Source organism: Kribbella catacumbae DSM 19601 (assembly GCF_000372465.1).
GTDB classification, from domain to species: Bacteria; Actinomycetota; Actinomycetes; order Propionibacteriales; family Kribbellaceae; genus Kribbella; species Kribbella catacumbae.
Genome location: NZ_AQUZ01000002.1, coordinates 262036 through 284897, shown reverse-complemented (window position 1 = coordinate 284897; position 22862 = coordinate 262036). Strand labels below are relative to the sequence as shown.

Genomic DNA, 22862 nt, shown 5'->3' with positions numbered 1-22862 from the left:
GTTATGTTGCCGGGACAGCGAACGATCCCCGGATACCGGTCGCGCAGGTCCGCTGGCCGTGCTCTCGTCAGAGGATGCCGCGGCCCGCGAAGGCCTTGGCCGGAGCACCGGCCATCCCTATGAACCAATAGCGGCTACGGGTTCACTGTGACGATCGTGCCGCCAATCTCTGCAGTGCCGTCGGAGTAGCTGACCCGGCCGAGGTACTTCGTCGCCGGGGTGAGGCCGGTCCACGTCACCGTGATGTCCGCCGTGCCGCCGACGGTGGCGGTCGCTGTGCTTGACGTCGCCGTCAGGTTGCCTGCGGCGGTGTCCGGCACGAGCCAGCGGAACAGGGTGTAGACGGCGGAGGCGCCGTCGGTGGCGAAGCCGTGCGCGTAGAGGCGATACGTGGCCGCGGCGGGGTCGGCGACGTCGATGAGTTCGGCGCTGGTCGCGGTGAAGCTGGACCCGACGAGGGTCAGCACGCCGCCGGCACCCACCCGGTACAGGTACAGATCGATGTCGTCGTTGCCATCGGTGAACTCGTCGAACAGCTGCACCCGCAACAGCGGCGTGCCGCTGGGCACCGCGAACTCATGCACCTGGATGCCCTGGTTGGCGTCCGGAGCGTCCGTGTCGAAGTTGTCCGTCGGGTCGTCGACGATCGTCCTCGTCTCGGTCGTCGCCGCCACGAGACCCTGCGGCGCAACCGCGAAGCTGCCCGCGTAGCCAAGCGTGACGGAGTACTGGAGCGAACCGGCCGCCCCGGTGCCCGTCACGGAGGCCGGCGCAGCGATGCTTACCGGACGGACGACCAGCGGGCTTCGCACATTGTGGCCGGCACCGTCGGACCAGGTCAGCGCGCCGAAGCTGTACTCGTCGAAGACCGCGGTGGCGTTCGACGTGAACGAGACCTGGTACGACGCTGTGGCGCCGGCGGCGAGGGTCAGCGCATTCGGGGTGACCACGACGTCAACCCCTGGCGGCTCGTCGATGGAGACCGTGTAGGTCCCGGCCGGGCCGACGTTGCGCACCGTGCGCGTCGCCGTCCGGACGCCCGCGAGCGAGCGAACCGTGATCGTCGGAACGTTGAGGTCGGTCGGAGCGATGACCGGCGCCGGGGTGGTGCCGAAGCAGAGCGTGCAGAGTCCCTGGCTCCGCAGGAACGCCCGGTAGTCGTCGAACCCAACCGGGTAGACGAGACCGGGATCCGCCGCGCGGTTGGGCGCGATGTGGCCCGCACCGACGTCGAACGGGTCGGCCGGCGTGGTGCCGTCCTCCTTCGAGACGTCCTGCCGGGCGCTCGTCATGAGCGCCGACTGCATGACGTCGGGCGTCCAGGTGGGGTGCAGGTCCCGCAACAGCGCGCCGATGCCGGCGGTGTGCGGGCTGGACATCGACGTACCGGCGATCGCCTGGAACAGCTGGCCCGGCGCGCCGACGTGTGCGGTCGGGCTGTTGCCGGCCAGGATCTGGACGCCGGGCGCGGTGACATCCGGCTTCAGCAGGTCACCCGTGCTGCGCGCGCTGTCGACCAGCGGGCCGCGGGACGAGAACGCCGCCATGGAGTTACCGCCGCCGAAGACCTTCGCGCCACCCGACAGCGACGCCGTCGGAGCACTGGTCGCCGCGATGTACGCCTTGATCGCGAGGCCGTCGGAGTTACGGATGTGGACGGCCGGCACATGGTGGTTGTCACTCAGCAGCGCATCGGTCTCGGCCGCCGTGTAGAGGATCATCCCGACGCCACCGGCGTTCTTGACCCCCAGACTCCGCGCGGCTCGGGAGAAGCTCCCCTTGCACAGCACGATCTTGCCCGTCACAGCCGCCGGCGACAGGCCGGACAGGCAGCCCTCGCTGCCGGCCGCGGCACCGTCGGCCAAAGGCGTCGCCGCGAGCCCCGGCGTGACCGACGCACCTTGGAAGGTCGCGCTGTTGCCGAGCGTCGCTGTGCCGACGAACGAGCGGTTCTGGGTGCTCGCGCCGACCGTCGTCAGCCACGGACCGCCGTGGTCGACCGTGCTGGGACCAGGTCCGGAGTTGCCGGCCGAGGCCGCGACGAAGACACCGGCCTGCCGGGCGAACAGGAAGGCGACGTCATCAGCGTCGAGGAAGTCCGGGTCGTTGTCGCCGATCGAGTAGTTGATGACGTCGACACCGTCGCCGACCGCCGAGTCGATCGCGCCGACGAGGTCGCTGATCGCGCAGCCGCCCGGCCAGCATGCCTTGTAGGCCGCGACGCGGGCGCGGGGCGCCATCCCGCTCACCGTGCCGTAGCTGCGCCCGAAGATCGACGCGTTGACGCCTCCGTTGCCGCCGGCGGTCGACGTGGTGTGGGTTCCGTGGCCGTCGTGGTCGCGGGCCGAGATGTAGTCGTCCTTCAGCGAGCCGCCGAAGTGGCCGATGCCCTTGTGGAAGTAGCGTGCGCCAACAAGCTTGTTGCTGCACTGCTGCTGGCTCCACAGCTGGCCGGACTGGCACGTCCCGTTCCAGCCGGCCGGTACGGGGCCGTAGCCGGCCGCGGCGAAGCTCGGGTGCTCCGGCCAGATGCCGGTGTCCACCACGCCGATGATCACGCCTTCCCCGGCGCTGCCCTGCCCGCCGAGCTTGCTCCAGAGCCCGCCGGCTGCATTCAGCCCGAGGAAGGTCGGGGTGTTGTCGGTTTTGACCTGCGAAAGCGTGTCCCGCTGGATCGAGACGACGCCGGACGTCGTACGCAGCTTCGCCAGCTGTGCCTTGGTGAGCGTCGCCGCGAAGCCGTTCAGCGAGTAGTCGTAGTCATATTCCCGCGTCGCGCCGACGCTGTTCGCCACCTGGGCGTGCCGGGAGCGCAGGTAGTTGACGTACCGCTGGACCTTCGCGTCCTTCTTGTTGAACCGCTTTCCGGGCGCCGGCTTCGTCGCGGGGTACCCGGCGATTCCGCCTGCATACGCGCCTGCCGGAGCCTCCCCGAGTAGCACTAGGTAAACGTCGCTGGTGCCCGCTTTGCCGGTGCCGGCGTCCGGTGCGCCCGGACTCTCCCCCTGCACCCCGGCCGCACCGGTGGTGGCCGCCATTAGGCACAAAATTACGACAGTCAGTCCCGCCACGAATCGCTTCATCCCTCTCCCCTTCACACCAGATCGGCTGGATGGGATGAGACGGCCATCCGGCCGCACAACACGACGGAGTCCGGCGAGGTCGCGACCGTGCCCCCAAAGCGTCGTCGCGGTTGCCTCCTGCAACCACCATGCACCCGGTCCGGCGGTCACGCTAGACGTCAACTGATCGCAAGCGGCCCCGAGGTACGGCGCTCAGGTCGGTCGCGCCCTTGTCGACCGGCAGCGCCTTCTGCAGCTCGAGGTAACCACGACGCCCCCAACCTGGCAGGCCACCGCAGTAGCTGCTGCGGGATACCCATAGGTCACACCCGCCTCGGGCTGCGCGTTCCGTGCATCGTCTTTCCAGTGGTGACGAAACTTCTCCACCGAGTTGGCGCCGCTCCCTGAGTGCGGCTTCAAGGGCTCTTCCCGAGGGACTACGACCGGTCGTAGTCCGAGGCGCGCTCGTCCGCGCCAAGCAAGGGCGAACCCCGCTCCCGCGCCGCTGGCTCGGCCTACCCATTTCGGCCGTTGACATCACGGGAGCGACCGCACGAGTCCGCCAAAGGAGCGAGGCACGTACGTAGTAGCGACGGAGCTGGGGGTGGGGAGCGGTGACGGGGGAGCCGCGTGGGCGGGGTCGCCCTGCTGGTACTACTCCCCGCCTCCTGGATGGAGCCGCCTATCGGAATCGAACCGATGACCTTCTCATTATTCAAGGATCCGCGACATAATGCCTGGTCGGGAGGCTGCTGGGCGGCGAAAAGCCTTGTATAGCTGGGATTCGTCCGATCGTTTGGGGCTCAGGTCGGTTCGTCAGGGATCGTTGCGGAGTTCAAGTTGTGCGTACTTTTGTGCGTACTTTTTGGGGGCGACGGGTGGCCGAGTCGTGTACCGAATCGCACCCTTCAGCAGCCTCGAGGGGTATGACTTGATACATGACTCCGCCGGAGCCTTTACATCGCTCACACCAACGACTGGCGAACCCGCTAGCCGTGCAGACCCGCGCATCCCACGCGGTCCTCTGCGGCAAGTCCGCACTCGCACTTCCAAGGCGTCTTGATCGCTGGCAACTCTTGTTCGACCGGACACCAGGTCATCGACAGATCCATTGACAGGTCAGTGCATAGACCCGGCGGGCAGTGGCCGCGTTGCCCTCGGCACGTTCATGGGCATGGGCCACCGGTCACTGGGCAGATCGTACTCGTGTACGGCGGGTGAGGAAGGTTGTACAGGCGCACGAACTCCGCAGTCGGCGCGTAGCTGGTCTTCAGGAGGCGGGCGAAAACAAGGATGGTCACTCGTGCGGCGCCGGCCTGACGCAGCCGCACAGCGGCTCCTTGCGTGTGGCCGCCGGTGACCCAGGTGTCGTCGAGTAAGACGACATGATGCCCGGTGAGGTCGTAAGTGCATTCGTAGAACGCTGGGTTCGGTTCACGACGGTGATTGGCGTCGGCCGGAAGGTCGGAGGCCGCACTGAGCCGGATCCGATGCCAGTTTTCCGGAAGCAGCGGCGCGAACTTCTCCAGAGGATGCTGGCCGGCACGGCCAGTCAGCGACGGCACGATCGCCAAACAGGTGACGGGATGGCCGGTGAACCGGTCAATGCAGAACTTGTGGGCTATGACGAAAACCGCGGTGAGCAATGCGAGCCGCCGCTGTGCGGCCTCGAACGAGACGGAGTCCTTGTACTTGTACACGTCGGTGTATGCCTGGTAGCCCTGCACTGCATAGGTCAGCGGCACGGCGAGGTTCGAGGTCAGGTGATACCCGGGCTGCCCCGGGACCTCATGGCCTGCGCGATGAGCTTGGCACTTGAAGCACAGGGGATAGCCCGAGGTCACCTCGCGGGTACAGATGGAACAGGTGACACCCGCGATCCGCAGCGGGTTTGTCATGACGCCGGCGATCTCCGGCAGGAGCTGATCGAGCTGCTGAGTCACTGGACTAGGTCGGCCAACAGTTCATCGAGCTGCCGCGGGCGCTTGAGAACTGCCCTGATTGCTTCAACCGCGCCGTCGGCATCGCTGACAACCTGCACGTCGTACGCCGAGCCAGCCAGGTCGCGGCCCCACTCGGTGGTGCTCGCAACGTCGCGGGTGAGGATCAGCGGCCGACCGTGAGCAACGGCCTGGCGGGCCTGGATCCGAGCTCCGGAGTGCTCCCCTGCGGCCACAATCAGCGTGCACATCCCATATGCCGACATTGTCGCGTTGCGCATCGGGAACGACGCTTTGGTCGGGCCACTACCTGGCCAGAACTGCGACAGGACTAGACCTTCGCGCTCGATGCGCTGCTGTAGCTGCCTGTTTGCAGCCGGGTAGACCTGATCGATTCCTGTCCCAATGACCGCGACCGTGCGGCCGCCTGCCGCAAGGGCCGCCTGGTGGGCAGCAGTGTCGATGCCCTCGGCAAGACCGGACACCACCGCGACCCCCATGCTCACAAGTGAGTTCGCCACTTCACGGGCGATCCGCACTGCCTCCGGTGACGCCTTGCGCGACCCCACAATGCAGGCGCCCAGCTCAGCCTCTCCACGTGCGGCCAGATGGCCACGGGCGAACAGAAGCGGCGGCACGTCGTGCACCTCGAGCAACTGGGGCGGGAAGTCGTCGTCGAACAGCGTGAGCACACGGGCCAGGTCACTCCAGGCGTGCAAGTCCTGCCGTGCCGCCTTAAGCAGCAGCGCCACTGGGTCGGAATCGAGCAGCGTCTGCGGATTCTGGCGGTGGAGCACCTCGAGTGCTCCAGCCTCGCGGACCTCGGTCACCACCGCGCGCCATGACTTGCGCGCCTCGGTGTGGCGCAGCAGCGCCACCAGCGCCAGCGCCTCATCGTCGATCACCCGGCTCACCACCTCTCCTGTGCTGGACGATACCGGCATCACGTACCCAGCCCCAGCAATTCCCTGCCCCACGGATCGCCTTTCGGGAACCACGGAGCCACCCAAGGCGTGACATGACTCCCGCCAATTCGAACATACATTCGACAGAACGCCAAGCAGGGCGACATAACAGGGCGACATGAGAGAGCGGCTGTGCAAGTATCCACAGCTCTAGGCCACAGCAACGCACCGGCGGATCATGTTGCGGCCACTCAACTCGAGGGCGCATGCGGATATCCATCAGGCGTCGCGCCACAGGTCGCCTACTTGGCTGGATGGACCCAGCTGCCTACCACGTTTGCTCCCTTAATTGGGTACGACAGTTGCTGCGGCTGATTCGACGCCGGTACAGCTCGGCTCCATCGCGGAACACCGGTGGGGCCTGGTCACCACCGCCCAGCGACCTGTTCGAGCCGGACGGCGTGAGCCCGGAAGGATAGGAACGTGGCTAAGAACGAGGGCCGGTGCGGGCGGAGCTGGTTCGCGACCCGCTTCACCTACTATGCTTCTTAGTAGATGACGTCTGAGGCACGGCCGACTCTGAGAGGGACGCATGGACAAGGTGAGTCGCGCGATCGCCGGTCTTCCGGTGATCATCGCGTTCGCTGTGGCCGTGGGTCTCCTGACATTGATCACCCATAGTTCGCCGCATTCCGACAGTCGGTCCGGTTCGGTTGGGACCTACCTGCATGGTTGTACCTCGACGCTCGAATCAGTGCCGGACCTTCGGGCCGGGCCCGGTGAGAATCGGCTCACCGACGGCAATAGGTTCGGGCCGCCTGCAGCCGGCGACATTTCGGGTAGCACCGTGGGCCACGAGCCTCATCCGATGCCCGGGGCCTGCTTGGTATTCCTGATCGCGATGGCCTTCGGACTTCTGCTCGCCCTTGCGCTGCGAGCTCTGCCATCACGACACTGGATCCTTCCTGCGCTGCCTGCCTTTCCTGCCTTCTGGGCGAGAGCCGCACGCCCTCAGCCAGTCCCACGACTGGCCCTTTCGTCACGACTCTTGCTGTAGGCCGACCAATGGATCCCGCTCCCCTTTCGGAAGCGGCCTGGCTGCGTCGCAGCTGCTTTCTTCCTGAGAGGCCCTGAAGGCCCAGGAAGAACCGTCGGCGCGGTAGTCGTCGCAGCCAGGGCTTCTCCGATTCCATTTGTGGCCAGACTCACCGCGGCAGGCGACGCGTCCCAGCGACGCCAAGCAAAGCCTGTGGCTGGCCACGCCTGAAGCCTTTCAAGGAGTACTCCCATGGCCAGCCACATCTCGCACCGTCTGTCATCGCGGCATTTTTCGCCGCAGCCGCGACCGAAGCAGGATCCGTTCGAGGTCCTGACCATCACCCCTGAGTTGCACGCCGACTACATCCTGACCCTGCCGAGTGCCAGCTTCCTACAGTGCCCGTCCTGGGCGCAGGTGAAGCCCGGATGGCAATCCGAAACGATCGGGTGGGCCGACGGGACCGGATCGCTCGTGGGATCGGCTCTCGTGCTCTACCGCACCGTTCGAGCGACCGGACACCAATTCGCCTACCTGCCCGAAGGCCCACTGATCGACTGGAGCGATGACAACCTTTCCCGGTGGCTCGATCCGCTGGTCGCGCATCTTCGCAAACGGCGAGTCTTCGCGGTCAGGATGGGACCTGCGGTCGACCTGCATCGATGGAACGCGCCCACCCTCAAGTCGGCGCTGCGTAGTGACGAGGTCCTCGACCTGAGTGATGTCCCGCCCGATGAGGTGAACAAGACCGGGGCTGCGGCGGCACAGCAGTTACGGTCCCTCGGATGGCGCAATGACGGCCGGCTGACCCGCACCTCCGTACAGCCGGCCGTCATCTTCGAACTCCCCCTGGCGGATCGTTCGCTCGACGACATCTGGCGAGGATTCAGCCAGCAGTGGCGCCGAAGCATCAGGAGAGCCGAGCGCGAGAGAGTCCAGGTTTCCATCGGGAACGATGAAGACCTGCCTGCCTTCTATGCGCTTCTCAAGGTCACCCAAGAACGCGACGGCTTCGACCTAGGCAGGTCCCTTGGCTACTACCAACGCCAGTACGACGCGCTGCGCGCTGAACATCCAAGGAGGATGGCGCTGTACCTCGCGCGCCACAGCGGCGAGACCCTGGCCGCACACACGATGAACGTTGTCGGAGACCGCGCTTGGTACCACCTGGGGGCGTCGGCCAGCCACCGCCGAGAGCTGTGCCCGAGCCACGCAGTGCAGTGGCAGATGATCCGCGACGCCCACAGCGCCGGTTGCGTCATCTACGACATGCGAGGCTTCAACACCACCTTGGACGCAACAGATCGTCGCAGTGGACTTCTCCGATGGAAGGTCGGCACTGGCGGACGAGCTGTCGAACTGCTCGGCGAGTGGGACTACCCGCTCAATCGCTCCCTATACCACGCCTTCAACTTGTACCTGGCTTCCCGGCGGCTCGCATGACGACGACAGACGGCCCGCCGCTGCTGCGCTCGAGCGCCGTGATGGCGGCAGGGACGATCGTGTCCAGGATCACCGGCTTCGCGCGGAACGCGGCCCTCGTCGCGGCACTTGGTACGGCGCTGCTCGCTGATGCCTACAACGTGGCCAACACCATGCCGACAATTCTCTACATCCTGCTTCTGGGCGGTGCACTCAACGCGGTCTTCGTCCCGCAGCTCACCGCCGCCGCCCGGCGGGATCCCGACCACGGCGCCGAGTTCGCCAACCGGCTCTTGAACGCAGCCCTGCTCTTCCTGTTGACGATCACCGTCGCCTCGTGGCTGCTGGCTCCCCAGATCGTCGACCTCTACTCAGACTTCACCGGCGCTCAGCGAACGCTCACCATCACCTTCGCCCGCTTCTTCCTGCCGCAGATCTTCTTCTACGGACTCTTCACGATGCTCGGGCAACTGCTCAACGTCCGCGGGCGATTCGGCCCGATGATGTGGGCCCCGGTCGTGAACAATCTCGTGGTCATCGGCACCGTGTGCATCTATCTCGTGGTCGCGAGCGACAGCAACACCGCCGCGGAACTCGGCACCCCGGAAATCCGGCTCCTGGGTGCCGGGACCACGGCAGGCGTGATCGTGCAGGCTCTGATCCTGATACCCGCACTCCGCGCGACCGGCTTCAAATGGCGACCTCGAGTGCGCTGGCGTGACAAGGACCTACGCCAGATCGCGGGGCTGGCCGTCTGGACTGTGCTGGTCGTCGTCGTCAACCAGATCGGATATTGGGTCGTCACCTTGCTCTCCACGAACGTCTCCGTGGCTGCTGACAGGCAAGGCATCCCGTACGGCGTCGGCTACACCGCCTACAGCAATGCGTACCTGCTCTGGCTCATTCCGCAAGGCGTTGTCACCGTGTCGATGCTGACCGCGCTGATGCCAAGACTGAGTAACTCAGCCGCCGACCATGACTTCGCGACGGTCCGCGCTGACGTGGCGTACGCCGTACGTATCAGCGCCACTGTGATCGTGCCGACGGCTATGTTGTTCCTCGCTCTCGGCCCTCAGATCGCAACGGCGGCATTCCTGCGAGGCAATGTGACTCTCCAGGACACCCTGGCGATTGGGTACATGCTGATGGCGTTCGCGCTCGGCCTGATCCCGTTCTCGATGCAGTACCTTCTGGTGAGGGTGTTCTACGCGTTGCACGACACGAAGACACCCTTGGCGATCGCGGTCGCGACGACGTGTGTCCACGGTTGGCTGTCGATCGCCGCCTTCGCGACGCTGCCTCCTCGCTGGGCAGTCACCGGCATGGCTGCCGCATACGGGATCGCCTACGCCGTTGGACTGGCGATCACAGCCCGGCAACTACGCGCGCGGATCGGTGACTTCGGAACCCGCGACGCCATAGGCCACCACACTCGGCTTCTACTCGCGAGCCTCGTCCCTGCGGCCGCGGCTTACGCCATCGGTCGAGTATCCGCGGCCTGGATCGGCCATGGTTCCTCGGCGTCACTGCTTGCTGTGGCCGCTGGGTCGCTCGGGTTCCTCGTACTGTTCGCCCTCTCGGCCCGTGTCCTGCGCATCAGCGAGATCACCATGCTCGCCAGAACCGCGCGACGACACGTCCGGCGCCTGATCTGAAATCCGACCAGGCCAAGTGGGGCAGTCTGAACCCACTCCGCCGAAGGCAGATCCGGTCGCAATGGCGGCGACCCATTCAGCCTCGTCTTATGGTCGGTGCACATCTGGACACTGTTCCGGGCTCACCCGGGGCCAACGACAACGCCTCTGGGATTGCGGCATGCTTGAGCTCGCTCGGCTGGTGGCAGCGTCTCGACCACAGCCGGTCGCCGACCACCGATGCGCCGAAGCACGCGCAGACTCCTCTGCGCGTTCGTGGGCGCAGTACCGATGGCACCAGTGGTGTTGGTGGCCGCGCCAGGCCTGGTCGTCGCCGGAATGGACTACTGCGGCCTCTGCTGCCTGAGGCAGCCAGGCACTCGCACGAGCGATGCATCGGGCCTCCCAACGACGAACGCCGGCCGACCCTGTACTGCGTGGGTCTGGCCGGCACGATCGCTGTCATTGATGAGCTTGTTGGATACAACGCGTGGGGCTCAGTTCAGCACATCCGCGGTCTCCTTGTTGATGGCGGGCTTGGCGATGCGCACCGTCACGGCGGCGAGGATTGCGCCGACTGCGGCGAGGGCGGCGGCTCCGAGGAAGGCGGCCGAGTAGCCGTCGGTCAGTGCACCGGTGTCGCCCAGTTGGTCGGCGCCGGCTGCTGCGGCGACTGCTGTCATGGCGGCGAGGCCGAGGGCTGAGCCGATCTGGTAGCTGGTGTTGACGATTCCTGAGGCTAGGCCGCCTTCTTCCGGTCGTGCGGAGGAGAGGGCGATGCCGAGGCTGGGGATGAAGGCGAGCGACATTCCGGCCGCGGCGATCAGCGACGCCGGGAGGACGTCGACCCAGAACGATCCGTCCGAGCGGACCAGGGACAGTGCCGCGAGGCCTGCGGTGAGGACGGTCATTCCGGTCACCAGCGTCCGCTTGGGACCGAAGCGGGCGATGAAGCGCGGCGCGGCAACGATCATGCCGAGCATGATGAACGTTGTCATCGGCAACAACGCCGAGCCACTCGGGAACGCGCTCAGGCCGAGGACCTGTTGCAGGTAGAGGTTCAGGAAGAACCACATTGGTACCCACGCCGCTCCCAGCAGCAACTGGGCGACATTGGCCGCGGCCAGGTTCGGTGCGCGGAAGATCGCCAGCCGCATCAGCGGTTCGGATCGACGGGCCTGGACCACCACGAAGGCAACCAGGAGCGCGATGGCCGCCGCTCCGACCAGCAACGTCTCGCCGCTCGCCCAACCCGCTTCCGGCGCGCGAACGATCGCGTACACGGCCGCACCGATTCCACCCGTAGCCGTCAAGGCCCCGACGAGATCGACGCTGCCACGCTGAGCTGCCGCGGCCGGCATCAGAGCCGGAGTGGCCAGCAAGACAGCGATCGCGATCGGGATGTTCAGGTAGAACACCCATGGCCAGCTCGCGTACTCGGTGATCACGCCACCGAGAAACACTCCCGCCGTACCGCCTGCCGGTGCGGCGGCGCCATAGAGGGCCAGGGCCTTGGTGAGCTCCTTGGGCTCAGAACCGAACAGCATCATCAGCAATGTCAGCGCTGATGGAGCGATCAGAGCCGCGCCAACACCCTGGACCGCCCGGCCAGTCAGCTCCAGGCCGACACCGTTGGCTGCACCGGCGAGAACTGATCCCACCAGCAGCACGATCCAGCCGGCCGAGAAGATCCGGCGTGCTCCGAAGAGGTCGGACAGCCGCCCACCGAGGAGCAGCAGGCCGCCGAAGGCGACCACGTAGGCGTTGAACACCCAGGACAACGTCTGTGGAGTGAAGCCCAGGTCAGCCCGTATCTCTGGTAGCGCGACTCCGATGATCGACGTGTCCATGATGACCATGAACTGCGCCGCGGCGATCAGGCCCAGCGCCCACCAGCGGCGAGACCCCGAGCGGGTGACTCCAGCTGAAGTACTCATGACAACCATTCCTTTCTGATACCCCCTGGGGGTACCGGGATCGAGATGGAACTTAGCAGGCCAGATCCCATACCGCTAGGGGGTATCGGTATTTGCGATCCGTCGGGTGCCCGGCCACGCTCGGGATGGCCGCCCCGAAGTCTCCGTTCCCTCACAGACTTATTGGGCCCTCAGCGCGGATGCCGAGCCCGCTGAAGACGGGACTTGAAAGATACCCTTAGGGGGTATAGGTTCCATCGCGTCAACCGATCGAAAGGAACCCCGACATGTGCAACGCCTGCAGTTGCGGCACCGCTGACGCCACCAATTCCGTGACCACGACCGGCACCCGTACCGCCGCGGAAGCCACCGTCTTCTCAGTGACCGGGATGACGTGCGGCCACTGCGTCAGCTCCGTCACGAGCGAGGTCAGCCGGATCGACGGCGTCAGTGCCGTCGATGTCGACCTGGCGAGCGGCTCTGTGACGGTGACCAGCGACCGGCCGGTCGGCCGCGACGCAGTACAGGCGGCAGTCGAAGAGGCGGGCTACCAGCTCGCCGACGCCTGACCGGCCGCCCGAATCTCGACCAACCACCGACCTGACGAGGACTGACCATGAAGACCCCCACCAAGATCGCGACCTTTGTCGCCGGCCTGGCCGTAGTGTTCGGCGGCGCGGTCGGCATTGGCACCCTCGTCGGGCCGGTGGACCCGGCCGAACAAGAGGTGCACCACCCACCATCGGCGGCGACCACCGCCGGCACCGAAAAGCTCCCTGGAGGACTGATGATCTCCGACAAAGGCTTCACGCTGACGCTCGCGAACGACCAACTGCCGGCGGGACCCGCAACTCAACTTCGATTCTCTGTACTAGGCCCCGACGGCCGGCCTGTGACCGCCTACGACCGCAGCCACGACAAGGACTTGCACCTGATCGCGGTGCGCCGCGATCTGTCCGGCTTCCAGCACCTCCACCCGAAACTGGACGGCAGCGGGAACTGGAGCGTTCCGGTGGCACTGACCTCCGGGCAGTGGCGGGTGTTCGCCGACTTCGTCCCAGCAGGCGGCGAGAATCTCACCCTCGGCGCAGACCTCGCAGTACCCGGCAGCTCCGACCCGAAGCCGCTCCCGCCCCAGAGCAACACCGCCCAGGTCGACGGCTACACGGTCATCCTGACCGGCGGTCTCGAACCCGGCCGCGAATCAGAACTCAAGCTGTCGATCGCCAAGGACGGCAAGCCAATCACCGATCTGCAGCCGTACCTAGGTGCCTACGGCCATCTGGTCGCGCTACGGGATGGCGACCTCGCCTACCTCCACGTGCACCCCGCAGGGGCACCCGGCGACGGCAAGACCAACCCCGGACCCGACATCACCTTTTACGCCACCACACCGAGCACCGGCAGCTACCGGCTCTACCTGGACTTCAAACACAACGGAAAAGTCCGGACCGCCGAGTTCACCGTCACTACCGCCACCGGCGGTATCGCGACACCTTCACCTGTGCCATCCACCACAACGCCGCCCCCCACTGCCCCCACCACCGCTGGCCACGGGCACGACGGCGGCCACAGCTGAGCAGCTCAATCCCCCGCTCCAGCACGAGTCACTAGATAGTAAGGAGATCTCCATCATGAGTTCCGTCGGTAACACCTCGGCCCCGCCGCTTGGCGGCGAGGAGAAGATCGAGTTGGCGATCGGCGGCATGACCTGCGCCTCGTGCGCGTCGCGGATCGAGAAGAAGCTGAACAAGCTCGAAGGCGTCACCGCGTCGGTCAACTACGCGACCGAGAAGGCGCTGGTCCGGTTCACCGGCGACATCGGCGTCGCCGACCTGGTGGCCGAGGTCGAGAAGACCGGCTACAGCGCAACCCCTCCGGCACCGGCCAGTGAGAAGACGACCGACGCCGGCGCCGATGAGATCGACCCGACTCGATCGCTGCGGCAACGGCTGCTGATCTCGCTAGCGCTGACCGTGCCAGTCATCGCGATGGCGATGATCCCCGCGCTGCAGTTCACCTCGTGGCAGTGGCTCTCACTGACGCTCGCTGCGCCGGTAGTGGCGTGGGGTGCCTGGCCATTCCACAAGGCCGCCTTCACCAACCTGCGCCACGGCGCGTCGACGATGGACACCTTGATCTCAGTCGGCACGCTCGCCGCGCTCGGCTGGTCGCTGTACGCACTGTTCTTCGGCACCGCGGGCGAACCCGGCATGACCCACCCGTTCGAGCTCTCCATCGGACGCAGCGACGGCGCGGGCAACATCTACCTCGAGGCAGCCGCCGGGGTCACCACCTTCATCCTCGCCGGCCGCTACTTCGAGGCTCGCTCCAAGCGCCGTGCCGGAGCAGCCCTGCGAGCGCTGCTGGAGCTCGGAGCCAAAGAGGTCTCCGTACTACGAAACGGCCAAGAGGAGCGGATCGCCACCGACCAACTCGCCACCGGGGACCTGTTCGTCGTTCGTCCAGGAGAGAAGATCGCCACCGACGGAGTGATCGAGGAAGGCTCGTCCGCGGTCGACGCGTCGATGCTCACCGGCGAATCAGTACCGGTCGAGGTCGGGCCAGGTGACCCAGTCACCGGCGCCACCATCAATGCCGGCGGCCGAATCGTCGTCCGGGCCACCCGGATCGGGGCTGACACCCAACTGGCCCAGATGGCCAGGCTCGTCGAGGCTGCACAGACCGGCAAGGCTCAGGTGCAGCGGCTCGCCGATCGCGTCTCAGGAGTGTTCGTCCCGATCGTGATCGCCCTGGCTATCGGCACCCTTGGATTCTGGATCGGAACGGGCTCAGGTCTCGCGGCCGCCTTCACCGCGGCGGTGGCGGTCCTGATCATCGCCTGCCCCTGCGCCCTCGGACTGGCGACCCCGACAGCCCTCATGGTCGGCACCGGCCGTGGCGCGCAACTCGGCATCTTGATCAAAGGGCCGGAGGTGCTCGAATCCACCCGCCGGATCGACACCGTCGTACTGGACAAGACCGGCACCGTCACCACCGGAAAGATGGCCCTCACCGAGGTCATTCCCGCCACCGGCGAGGACGCCGACCAGGTACTGCGTCTGGCCGGAGCTCTGGAGCACGCGTCCGAGCACCCGATTGCCCAGGCCATTGCCACCGCCGCCGTTGAGAGGACTGGCCCACTACCAGCAGTGGAAGGGTTCGCCAACCTCGAGGGCCTCGGCGTACAAGGCGTGGTCCTGGTGGACGACAACTCGCACGCGGTTCTGGTCGGGCGCCCGCGGCTGCTGGAAGAGTGGTCGCAGTACCTTCCCGCCGAGCTGGCAGATGCGAAGGCGAAGGCCGAAGCAGCGGGAGGCACCGCCGTCGCGGTTGGTTGGGACGGTGCGGCGCGCGGCATCATCGTCGTCGCCGATACCGTGAAGCCGACGTCGGCTGAGGCCATCCGGCAGCTGCGCGCCCTTGGCTTGACGCCCGTGCTGCTCACTGGCGACAACGCTGCAGTGGCCCGCTCGGTCGCCGCGGAGGTGGGCATTGACGAGGTCATCGCCGAGGTGCTCCCGAAGGACAAGGTCGATGTCGTTCGCAGGCTGCAAACCGAGGGGCGAACCGTCGCCATGGTCGGCGACGGCGTGAACGACGCACCGGCACTGGCCCAGGCCGATCTCGGCCTGGCCATGGGCACCGGAACCGACGTCGCCATCGAAGCCGCCGACCTCACGCTGGTCAGCGGAGACCTGCGCGCCGCGCCGGACGCCATCCGGCTGTCGCGCCGCACCCTGGGCACGATCAAGGGCAATCTGTTCTGGGCCTTCGCCTACAACGTCGCCGCTCTACCGCTAGCGGCAGCCGGCTTGCTGAACCCGATGCTTGCCGGTGCGGCAATGGCGTTCAGTTCGGTCTTCGTCGTCAGCAACAGCCTGCGACTGCGTCGGTTCCGGCCCCTCACCGAGGGGACCACACCGCGCCACTGAGGTTGTTACCGGCTCGCCGGGTGTTCCCTCCTGGACCTCCTCCAGGAGGGAACACCCGGCTGCGGATTCAGCCAGGCCGGACAGCGCCGACGTACGGCATCTGCCCGAATGCGGGGTCGATCTGGACAGGCTTGCCAGGGCGGCTTGCGTGGACTGCCTTCCCGTTGCCGATGTACATGCTCACGTGGGAGATGGGTGTGAAGTAGAACAACAAGTCCCCGGGCATCAGGTCGGCGCGGCTCACGCGGCGTCCTTCGTTGTACTGGGCCGTGGACGAGTGCGACAACGAGATCCCGGCCTTGCCCCATGCCGACAGCGTCAACCCGGAACAGTCGAAGGCATCTGGGCCCGCAGCTGCCCACAAGTACGGGTCACCGATCTGGTTCAAGGCATAAGCGACGGCGATCTTCGCCCTTCCCGATGCTGGTACGTCCGGTCCGGCAGTGCGCTGGCTGTCGCGGCTGGTACGGCGTCGCTCAGCCTCGGCCTCGTCTTTCTCTCGCTGCACCTCGGCGGCATCCTCGGCTGCGAGCCGATCGCGTTCGGCGTCGGTGAGTTTGGCCAGCACTTTGTCAGCCGCCGCCAGGTTCGAGGCGATCTTTGCCTTGAGCTCGTTCTGCTTGGCCTGCACAGCCGCCAAAGCTTGCAGCTCTGAACGCTCGATGCTGCGTAGATCGGCAAGTTTGCCGCTGGCGTTCTGGTACCGGCGCAAAACTGCCGTCTGCTGGCCGGCATACGCCTGTGCTGTCGAAGCTTGTTTCAGGAACTGGTCGGGGTCGCTCGAAAGGAGCAGCTGGGCGGTGGTCGTCATCTGGGACCGCTGATAGTTCGCCACAGCCAGTAAGCCGATCCGGCGACCGATCTCCTGGACGACACGCTCCTGGCGGCCGGCGCCTTCAGTGAGTGCGGCGACCTTGCGACGAGCGGTGGCGATTTGCCCGGTCAGGTCGTTCGCTGCCTCACCGGCTTCCTCGGCCTGATGCTGGAGGGTCGCCACTGTTTGCCGTGCCTCAGCGAGGGTCGGCTTTGGTTCTGCCGCGGCCGAACCCCCGACGAGCCCCAGAGCAGCCGCGACGACGACAGCAGTGATGAGAGGCAGTGCCACCCGTGCAGGATGACGCCTCCAACCGTTCGACATGTTCTGGCAGGTCCCTTCTCAAAGTTTGACGTCTGCCTTGGTCGCGTGATCTTCCGCAGGCTCAGGCAGGGGCAAGTGCTGTTTTGCGAGTCAGGTGGTTCAGCGCGGCGCGGTGCCGAGAGAACTGAGCAGCTTCCGCATTTCGCTGAGCTCCACGGCGTGGTCAGCTTCGATACGGTCGGCGACCACACGGGCTCGGAGGTTTTGCCCAGCCTCCTGCTGGAGGCGGGCGATCGAAACGTCTTCGCTGTGATGATCGATCAAGAAGCTCAGCAGCAGCCGGTCGAACACCACACCCGACGATGACCGCAGGCGTGCGAGATCGGCTTCCTTGATCGCCCCGGCCGCGGTGACGAGCGGAGTAGTGTCGGCTGGGCCGGGATTCGCTACCGCCGGTGTTGGCTCTCCCCTTTGGCCCCAGGCCTTGAGAAGGCCGTCAAGTTCACCGACGGCCTCGGTGTGAGCGCGGCCGATCGTGCTTGCCAACTGGGTCACTGCCGGGTTCTTGCTGCGGGTTGCAGCAAGAGCGGACATGTCGACTGCCTGGCGGTGCTGGGCGATCATCCGCTGCGCGAAGGCGATATCGGCTGGGTTGACGGGCAGGTGTGAAGTCTCACCGGAATCGGCTCCGATGTCCGCGCAGCCTGCCAGGACGACAGCTAGCGCAGCTGTGGCGGCAACGACGACACAGCGCAGCGCGCACGAGGTGCGCATGGGGAACTCCTGAGTGGTGTGTTGAGCGTGCGGGCGTCGAAACGTGCCCTGCTCCTCAGCACCTCAGCGGCGAGATCGCCCTCACAGACACTGACACCACGCGCACCTGCCGCGGATGCCTCAGCCGACCGCGGACCGCAGGTACCAGCCAGCTTCCACTCCGCCGGCGGGCACGGATCGCCGCGAGGAGCAGCGCCACCAGGCCTGCAAACAATGCGCAGGCCATCAGGTCACCGTCCCCCAGGGGATCTGCCTGCTCCATCCAGTCACCGGTGCGAGATGCGGCGGCATGTACATCGCTGTCGGCGTGATGCGCCACCTGCACAGCGGCATGAGAACCACTGTCTGAACCAGACTCGGAGCAGTGCGACTCCAGGCTGTAAAGCCCGATGATGCCGAAAATCAGGGCACACAACACACCGGTCGCGCGCCAGCGCGAACCGCGCCGCGACGACTGTGCGACGGCCTTCGACATGGGCGTCATCCTAGATCACCATGTCCAGTGCCCGACGAGATCCACTGGCGCCGTTCCAGGCGGTGGTCGTCATTGCTGGTAGCCCACCAGCGCCATCATCCCGGCCTCCGCGTGGTAAGCGTTGTGGCAGTGCAGCAACCATTGGCCCGGATTGTCTGCGTCGAAGAAAACCGTCAGGGTCGTTTTGGGCAGCACGATCGCGGTGTCCTTGCGAGGGCCGGCATCGCCGAGCTGATAAGTGTGGCCGTGCAGGTGCATCGGGTGCCACATGGTGGTGTCGTTGACGAAGTCCAGCCGCACCCGCTGGCCGTGGCGGACCAGCAGGGGCGCAGCAGTCGGATGGGACATGTCAAACCGGCTGCCGTTGATCGACCAGTCGTAGGCATCCATACCGCCGGTGATCTTGACCTGATGCGTGACGTCGACGCTCGAGGCGGCGAGGCGGACCTGATCGGCGGCGTTGAGCTGGGAGGCGGTCAGGATCTGGCGGTTCAGCTCGGCTGGGCGAACGTCTGTTGCTGGGGCACGTCCTGTACTGGTGCGCACCAGTGCCCGACCTGTCTGGTTCTTTCCTTCGGCCAGCGCCACCAGCGAGAAGACACCGTCACCGAGGGTGACCAGCACGTCGTAGCGCTCGCCCATGCCGATCAGCAGCGCGTCGACCTGCTGGTGCTGAACTGGATAGCCGTCGGTGTGCGTGATGGTCAGCTTGTGTGCTGCCAGTGCGACCCGGTAGGCCGTGTCCGAGCCTGCGTTGATGATCCTCAGCCGGACCCTCGATCCGGGCTTACCGTTGAAGACGGCCGGATCGGCGGGGACGCGGCCGTTGACCAGGTGGTGGGGGTATTTCACGTCGCCGGCATCGCCGCCGAGTAGCTCACTGTCTGCGCTACCGAGCATGAAGCGCATCGACATACCGCCCATCCCGCCCATGCCCTGCTTGAGTTCGGCAAGGACCTCATCGGGTGTCCCGCTAACCCCGTCCATCCAGTCGTCCAGGACGACGATCCACTCGCCGTCGTAGGACATGGGCTCTTTCGGGTCCTCGATGACCAGGGGTGCATACAGGCCGCGGTCCAACTGCGTACCGACGTGCGGATGGAAGAAGTAGGTCCCTGGATCTGTGGCAACGAACCGATAGGTGAACGACTCACCGGCCGGCACGACCGCCTGGGTAGCCGGCGGGACACCGTCCATGTCGTTGCGCAGGGCAACACCATGCCAATGGATCGACGTTGCGGTCTGGTCAGGAAGCCCGTTCGCCAGCCCTGCCACGAGCGTGTCTCCTGCCGAGATCCGGATCGCCTCGCCCGGCGTGCGATGGTCGAAGGCCCAAGTCTTGGCGATGACGCCGGCGCCTAGGTCAACAGTGGCAGGTGCCGCGGTCAGAACAAGGTGGGTTTCCTTGCCAGAGCTCGCGCGAGCACCGTCGACCGTTTCGACCTCGGCGCCGGAAGGGCTGAGCAGCGAAGGAGAAGCGGCAGCGGTGCTGCTGCTGGGCTTGCTGCAGCCGCCGAGTACGCCAGCCCCCGTGACGCCAAGTCCGGCAAGCAGGACGGACCGGCGGGTGATGCTGCTCACGTACGGGTCCTTCCCTGATGCGTACAGCGCGCCGGCAGATCCCTTGCGATGAACCCGACTAACGCCTAACTACTAATCAACATAGTAGATCGGTGGTGATCTCGCACCCGGCCTTGTCGTTCTGATCGGCACTCTTTGATTACTCAAAGAGTTCGCTAGGATGCATCGTGTGACCGATCTGGGGAGCGGTAGCCGGCGCTGGCTTGCGGTTTCTCTTGTCGCAGCGCTGGCTCTGATGCTGGGGGGCGGCCTCTGGTGCTACGCAGAAGCAGACCACCACAGTCATCACTCGATCGCGGTGGCCCACGAGCTGGACGAGCCGGCCGTCGGCCACGCATCGGGCGAGTCCGGCGACCACTGCGCCGTTACCGGGCTGGTCGATGCGGTTCTCGCCCAGGCCGGTGATTCTCCTGGACCGCTGCCGGCCACATCGATGCCACGGCCGTGGCTGGCTGTCCTCGACGCACATCCTGCCACCTCCTGTGGCAGGTCTACTTCCCGAACGCCACGGTCGCCGGTCGCGCAGTTCTCGCTGCTGCGCATATAGCCGTCCTTCGCCGGCCCTAGCGCCGGCCTCGAGACCTTTGTCAGTGGTTTCCCCCTGCCGCGCCAGACGCGAGGGGCCTCGAAGGGACAGCACGACATGGACAGCACCACGATGGCGCCTCGGCGCGCCCAAAACCCAGAACCCGCCACCGGAGCGGCGGCAGTGTCAGCGGGCGTCGCCTGGCGCACCCCGGCTGGCATCGTCGGGAACACCCCCACGCTGTGGATCGGCGACGTTCTCCACGACACCGGGACGGCGCACGGCTACTGGGCCAAGCTGGAAGGCCACAATCCCGGCGGAATGAAGGATCGCCCCGCGCTCCACATGGTCCGCTGCGCCCGCGACCGCGGTGATTTACCGCCCGGCGGCCACATCATCGAGTCCAGCAGCGGAACGTTGGGACTCGGTCTGGCGCTGGCCGGCATCGTATACGGGCACCCCGTCACCGTTGTGACCGATCCCGGCATGGAGCCTCTGGTGGTCCACATGCTGCGCGCCTACGGCGCCACCGTCGACATGGTCGAGGCCCCGGATCCGGTCGGCGGCTGGCAGCAGGCCCGCCGCGACCGGGTCCAGCAACTCCTCAGCACCACCCCTTCGGCGTGGTGCCCTGACCAGTACCACAACATCGATAACGTCGACGCCTACGCGGGACTGGCCACCGAGCTGCTCGCCCAGGTCGGCCGCATCGACGTCTTGGTCGCCAGCGTCGGCACGGGCGGCCACTCCGCTGGAGTGTCGCGTGTCCTGCGCGAACACTGCCCGGACCTGTCGGTCATCGGGGTCGACTCGATCCGGTCCACCATCTTCGGCCAGCCCGCGGGCACCCGGTTGATGCGAGGACTGGGCAGCAGCATCTACCCCGGCAACGTCGACTACTCCACCTTCACCGAGATCCATTGGGTCGCCCCCAGCGAGGCGGTCTGGGCCTGTCGCCGGCTAGCGGCGAACGCCGGCACCACTGGTGGCTGGAGCGTCGGTGCAGTCGGTCTGGTCGCCGACTGGATCGCGCGCACGTCACCTGTCGGGACCCGGATCGCCGCAGTCTTCCCCGACGGGCCACAACGCTACTGGGACACCATTTTCAGCGACGACTACTGCACCAGACACAGCCTGATCGGCGCCGCACCAGCGCTCCATCCCGATGAGCTCGCCCATCCCACGTCCGCGGTCCCGCATCGCTGGACCCGGTGCGACACGGTCATCGACCCGCGCGCCGAAACAACTCCGACTGCCCGTCGCGGCGCCGAACCTGCGGGGGCGGTGGCCGGCCGATGAAACAACTAATCACCCAGTACCAAGGTATGCCGAAGGTGACCCGGCTGCTGCTGCTCAACCAGTTCACCATCAATCTCGGCTTCTACATGCTGATGCCCTACCTGGCCCAGCATCTGGCCGGAACCCTGGGCCTGGCGGCCTGGCTGGTCGGTCTGGTCCTCGGAGTCAGGAACCTTTCGCAGCAGGGTCTGTTCGCACTCGGTGGCGCGCTGGCCGACCGGTTCGGCTACAAACCGCTCATCGTGGCGGGCTGCGTGTTGCGGACCTTCGGTTTCGCGATGCTTGCCATGGTGGAATCCGTCCCCGCCCTGGTCATCGCCTCCGCAGCGACCGGCCTGGCCGGCGCCTTGTTCAACCCTGCCGTGCGGGCCTACCTCGCCGTCGACGCGGGACCGCGGCGCGTCGAGGCATTCGCGCTGTTCAACGTCTTCTACCAAGCCGGCATCCTCGCTGGTCCATTGGTCGGGCTGGCGCTCACCGGTGCCAGTTTCCGGCTCACCTGCGCCGTGGCTGCCACAGTGTTCGCCGTACTGTCAGTCATCCAGATCCGGGCGCTGCCACCGCAACAGGCTGACACCCGCAGCAGCGAGGGCATCCTGGCGCAGTGGCGTGTTGTCATCGCGAACCGCCCGTTCCTGCTGTTCGCCATCGCGATGATCTGTTCCTACGTGCTGTCCTTCCAGGTCTATCTCGCGCTCCCGCTCGAGGTACGGCGCATCGGCGGCGACGGCAGCGGAGCGACCCTTGGTGTCGCGTCACTGTTCGTTGCCTCTGGCCTGGTTACCGTGCTTGCACAGACCAAGCTCACCGCCTGGTGCCGGGCCAGAATTCCTGCCGGGTACGCATTGGCGTTGGGTGTTGCGACCATGGCAGTGGCCTTCCTCCCGTTGCTGGCCACCGCCGCACTGCCCCGGCCGAACAGCCAGGCTGCCTTGTGGGCGTTGGCGGTGACGCCGTCGCTGGCCGCCGCGGTCTTGCTGGCCATCGGCACGATGCTCGCGTTCCCGTTCGAGATGGACACCATCGTCAATCTTGCCGGTGGACGCCTGGTCGCCACCCATTACGGCATCTACAACACCATCTGCGGTATCGGGATCACCGCAGGCAACCTACTCACCGGAGCAGCCCTCGACACCGCCCGCGATCATGGGCTGCCCGGGCTGCCGTGGCTGGCCCTCACCACTCTCGGCGCCCTCAGCGCAGTGATGATCATCGCGCTGCACCGGACCGGACGCCTCACCTCCGCCAGCCATTCCGTCACCTCGGCCTCATAGGCCTA

At 66.3% G+C, this 22862-nt stretch carries 16 protein-coding genes; 8 read left to right on the top strand and 8 right to left on the bottom strand.

Annotated elements, in window-relative coordinates; all coding sequences use genetic code 11:
* Positions 1-134: 134 nt before the first annotated feature.
* The 3 genes from A3ES_RS46135 to A3ES_RS0103475 form a co-directional block, all read right to left on the bottom strand.
* Positions 135-3038 carry a S8 family peptidase gene (locus tag A3ES_RS46135; protein ID WP_020385388.1) on the bottom strand — a complete coding sequence of 968 codons (2904 nt, stop codon included), beginning with the start codon at positions 3036-3038 and terminating at the stop codon, positions 135-137.
* Positions 3039-4228: 1190 nt separating this feature from the next.
* Positions 4229-5005, bottom strand: coding sequence for a phosphoribosyltransferase (locus A3ES_RS50980; RefSeq protein ID WP_020385387.1), 777 nt, complete (start codon positions 5003-5005; stop codon positions 4229-4231).
* On the bottom strand, positions 5002-5916 hold the full coding sequence (locus A3ES_RS0103475) for a DNA processing protein DprA (protein WP_020385386.1): 915 nt from the start codon (positions 5914-5916) through the stop codon (positions 5002-5004). Before A3ES_RS0103475 ends, A3ES_RS50980 begins: the two co-directional genes overlap by 4 nt.
* A gap of 1279 nt (positions 5917-7195) precedes the next feature.
* Here A3ES_RS0103475 and A3ES_RS0103470 point away from each other — a divergent pair.
* Together A3ES_RS0103470 and murJ are read left to right on the top strand one after the other, a co-directional pair.
* Positions 7196-8386 carry a lipid II:glycine glycyltransferase FemX gene (locus tag A3ES_RS0103470; RefSeq protein WP_020385385.1) on the top strand — a complete coding sequence of 397 codons (1191 nt, stop codon included), beginning with the start codon at positions 7196-7198 and terminating at the stop codon, positions 8384-8386.
* A complete protein-coding gene (gene murJ, locus A3ES_RS46125; protein WP_020385384.1) occupies positions 8383-10020 on the top strand; it encodes a murein biosynthesis integral membrane protein MurJ in 1638 nt (545 codons plus the stop codon). The genes A3ES_RS0103470 and murJ overlap by 4 nt, the downstream gene beginning before the upstream one ends.
* 476 nt (positions 10021-10496) lie before the next feature.
* On the opposite strand, the gene A3ES_RS0103460 is transcribed toward murJ, so the two are convergent.
* Positions 10497-11936 carry an MFS transporter gene (locus A3ES_RS0103460; protein WP_020385383.1) on the bottom strand — a complete coding sequence of 480 codons (1440 nt, stop codon included), beginning with the start codon at positions 11934-11936 and terminating at the stop codon, positions 10497-10499.
* Between the two features lie 266 nt (positions 11937-12202).
* Between A3ES_RS0103460 and A3ES_RS56660 the strand changes: the two genes are divergently transcribed.
* From A3ES_RS56660 to A3ES_RS0103445, 3 genes are read left to right on the top strand one after another with little or no spacing between them, the layout of a single operon-like run.
* Positions 12203-12484 carry a heavy-metal-associated domain-containing protein gene (locus A3ES_RS56660; protein ID WP_020385382.1) on the top strand — a complete coding sequence of 94 codons (282 nt, stop codon included), beginning with the start codon at positions 12203-12205 and terminating at the stop codon, positions 12482-12484.
* A gap of 47 nt (positions 12485-12531) precedes the next feature.
* Entirely contained in the window at positions 12532-13494 is a 963-nt protein-coding gene (locus tag A3ES_RS0103450) for a hypothetical protein (RefSeq protein WP_020385381.1), read from the top strand.
* Between the two features lie 55 nt (positions 13495-13549).
* Positions 13550-15850 carry a heavy metal translocating P-type ATPase gene (locus A3ES_RS0103445; RefSeq protein WP_020385380.1) on the top strand — a complete coding sequence of 767 codons (2301 nt, stop codon included), beginning with the start codon at positions 13550-13552 and terminating at the stop codon, positions 15848-15850.
* Between the two features lie 67 nt (positions 15851-15917).
* Here the strand turns inward: A3ES_RS0103445 and A3ES_RS0103440 are convergent, their stop codons facing one another.
* From A3ES_RS0103440 to A3ES_RS0103425, 4 genes are all read right to left on the bottom strand, one after another.
* A complete protein-coding gene (locus A3ES_RS0103440; RefSeq protein WP_020385379.1) occupies positions 15918-16955 on the bottom strand; it encodes a C40 family peptidase in 1038 nt (345 codons plus the stop codon).
* Between the two features lie 132 nt (positions 16956-17087).
* On the bottom strand, positions 17088-17702 hold the full coding sequence (locus tag A3ES_RS0103435) for a DUF305 domain-containing protein (protein WP_020385378.1): 615 nt from the start codon (positions 17700-17702) through the stop codon (positions 17088-17090).
* 55 nt (positions 17703-17757) lie between these two features.
* Complete coding sequence (locus A3ES_RS0103430) at positions 17758-18177, bottom strand: hypothetical protein (protein WP_020385377.1); 420 nt, start codon at positions 18175-18177, stop codon at positions 17758-17760.
* A 69-nt stretch (positions 18178-18246) separates the two neighbouring features.
* Complete coding sequence (locus A3ES_RS0103425) at positions 18247-19758, bottom strand: multicopper oxidase family protein (RefSeq protein ID WP_020385376.1); 1512 nt, start codon at positions 19756-19758, stop codon at positions 18247-18249.
* Positions 19759-19927: 169 nt separating this feature from the next.
* Here A3ES_RS0103425 and A3ES_RS0103420 point away from each other — a divergent pair, with 169 nt between their 5' ends.
* The 3 genes from A3ES_RS0103420 (at position 19928) to A3ES_RS0103410 (ending at position 22857) form a co-directional block, all read left to right on the top strand.
* A complete protein-coding gene (locus A3ES_RS0103420; protein WP_020385375.1) occupies positions 19928-20305 on the top strand; it encodes a hypothetical protein in 378 nt (125 codons plus the stop codon).
* A gap of 96 nt (positions 20306-20401) precedes the next feature.
* Complete coding sequence (locus A3ES_RS0103415; RefSeq protein WP_040453895.1) at positions 20402-21583, top strand: PLP-dependent cysteine synthase family protein; 1182 nt, start codon at positions 20402-20404, stop codon at positions 21581-21583.
* A complete protein-coding gene (locus A3ES_RS0103410; RefSeq protein WP_026162512.1) occupies positions 21580-22857 on the top strand; it encodes an MFS transporter in 1278 nt (425 codons plus the stop codon). The genes A3ES_RS0103415 and A3ES_RS0103410 overlap by 4 nt, the downstream gene beginning before the upstream one ends.
* Positions 22858-22862: the final 5 nt, after the last annotated feature.

What these genes read in the sequence shown, in the direction of transcription:
- A3ES_RS46135 (WP_020385388.1), bottom strand. Translation starts at nt 3,038, where the DNA reads ATGGCGGCCACCACCGGTGCGGCCGGGGTGCAGGGGGAGAGTCCGGGC.
- A3ES_RS0103470 (WP_020385385.1), top strand. Translation starts at nt 7,196, where the DNA reads ATGGCCAGCCACATCTCGCACCGTCTGTCATCGCGGCATTTTTCGCCG.
- murJ (WP_020385384.1), top strand. Translation starts at nt 8,383, where the DNA reads ATGACGACGACAGACGGCCCGCCGCTGCTGCGCTCGAGCGCCGTGATG.
- A3ES_RS0103460 (WP_020385383.1), bottom strand. Translation starts at nt 11,936, where the DNA reads ATGAGTACTTCAGCTGGAGTCACCCGCTCGGGGTCTCGCCGCTGGTGG.
- A3ES_RS56660 (WP_020385382.1), top strand. Translation starts at nt 12,203, where the DNA reads ATGTGCAACGCCTGCAGTTGCGGCACCGCTGACGCCACCAATTCCGTG.
- A3ES_RS0103450 (WP_020385381.1), top strand. Translation starts at nt 12,532, where the DNA reads ATGAAGACCCCCACCAAGATCGCGACCTTTGTCGCCGGCCTGGCCGTA.
- A3ES_RS0103445 (WP_020385380.1), top strand. Translation starts at nt 13,550, where the DNA reads ATGAGTTCCGTCGGTAACACCTCGGCCCCGCCGCTTGGCGGCGAGGAG.
- A3ES_RS0103435 (WP_020385378.1), bottom strand. Translation starts at nt 17,702, where the DNA reads ATGCGCACCTCGTGCGCGCTGCGCTGTGTCGTCGTTGCCGCCACAGCT.
- A3ES_RS0103430 (WP_020385377.1), bottom strand. Translation starts at nt 18,177, where the DNA reads ATGTCGAAGGCCGTCGCACAGTCGTCGCGGCGCGGTTCGCGCTGGCGC.
- A3ES_RS0103415 (WP_040453895.1), top strand. Translation starts at nt 20,402, where the DNA reads ATGGACAGCACCACGATGGCGCCTCGGCGCGCCCAAAACCCAGAACCC.
- A3ES_RS0103410 (WP_026162512.1), top strand. Translation starts at nt 21,580, where the DNA reads ATGAAACAACTAATCACCCAGTACCAAGGTATGCCGAAGGTGACCCGG.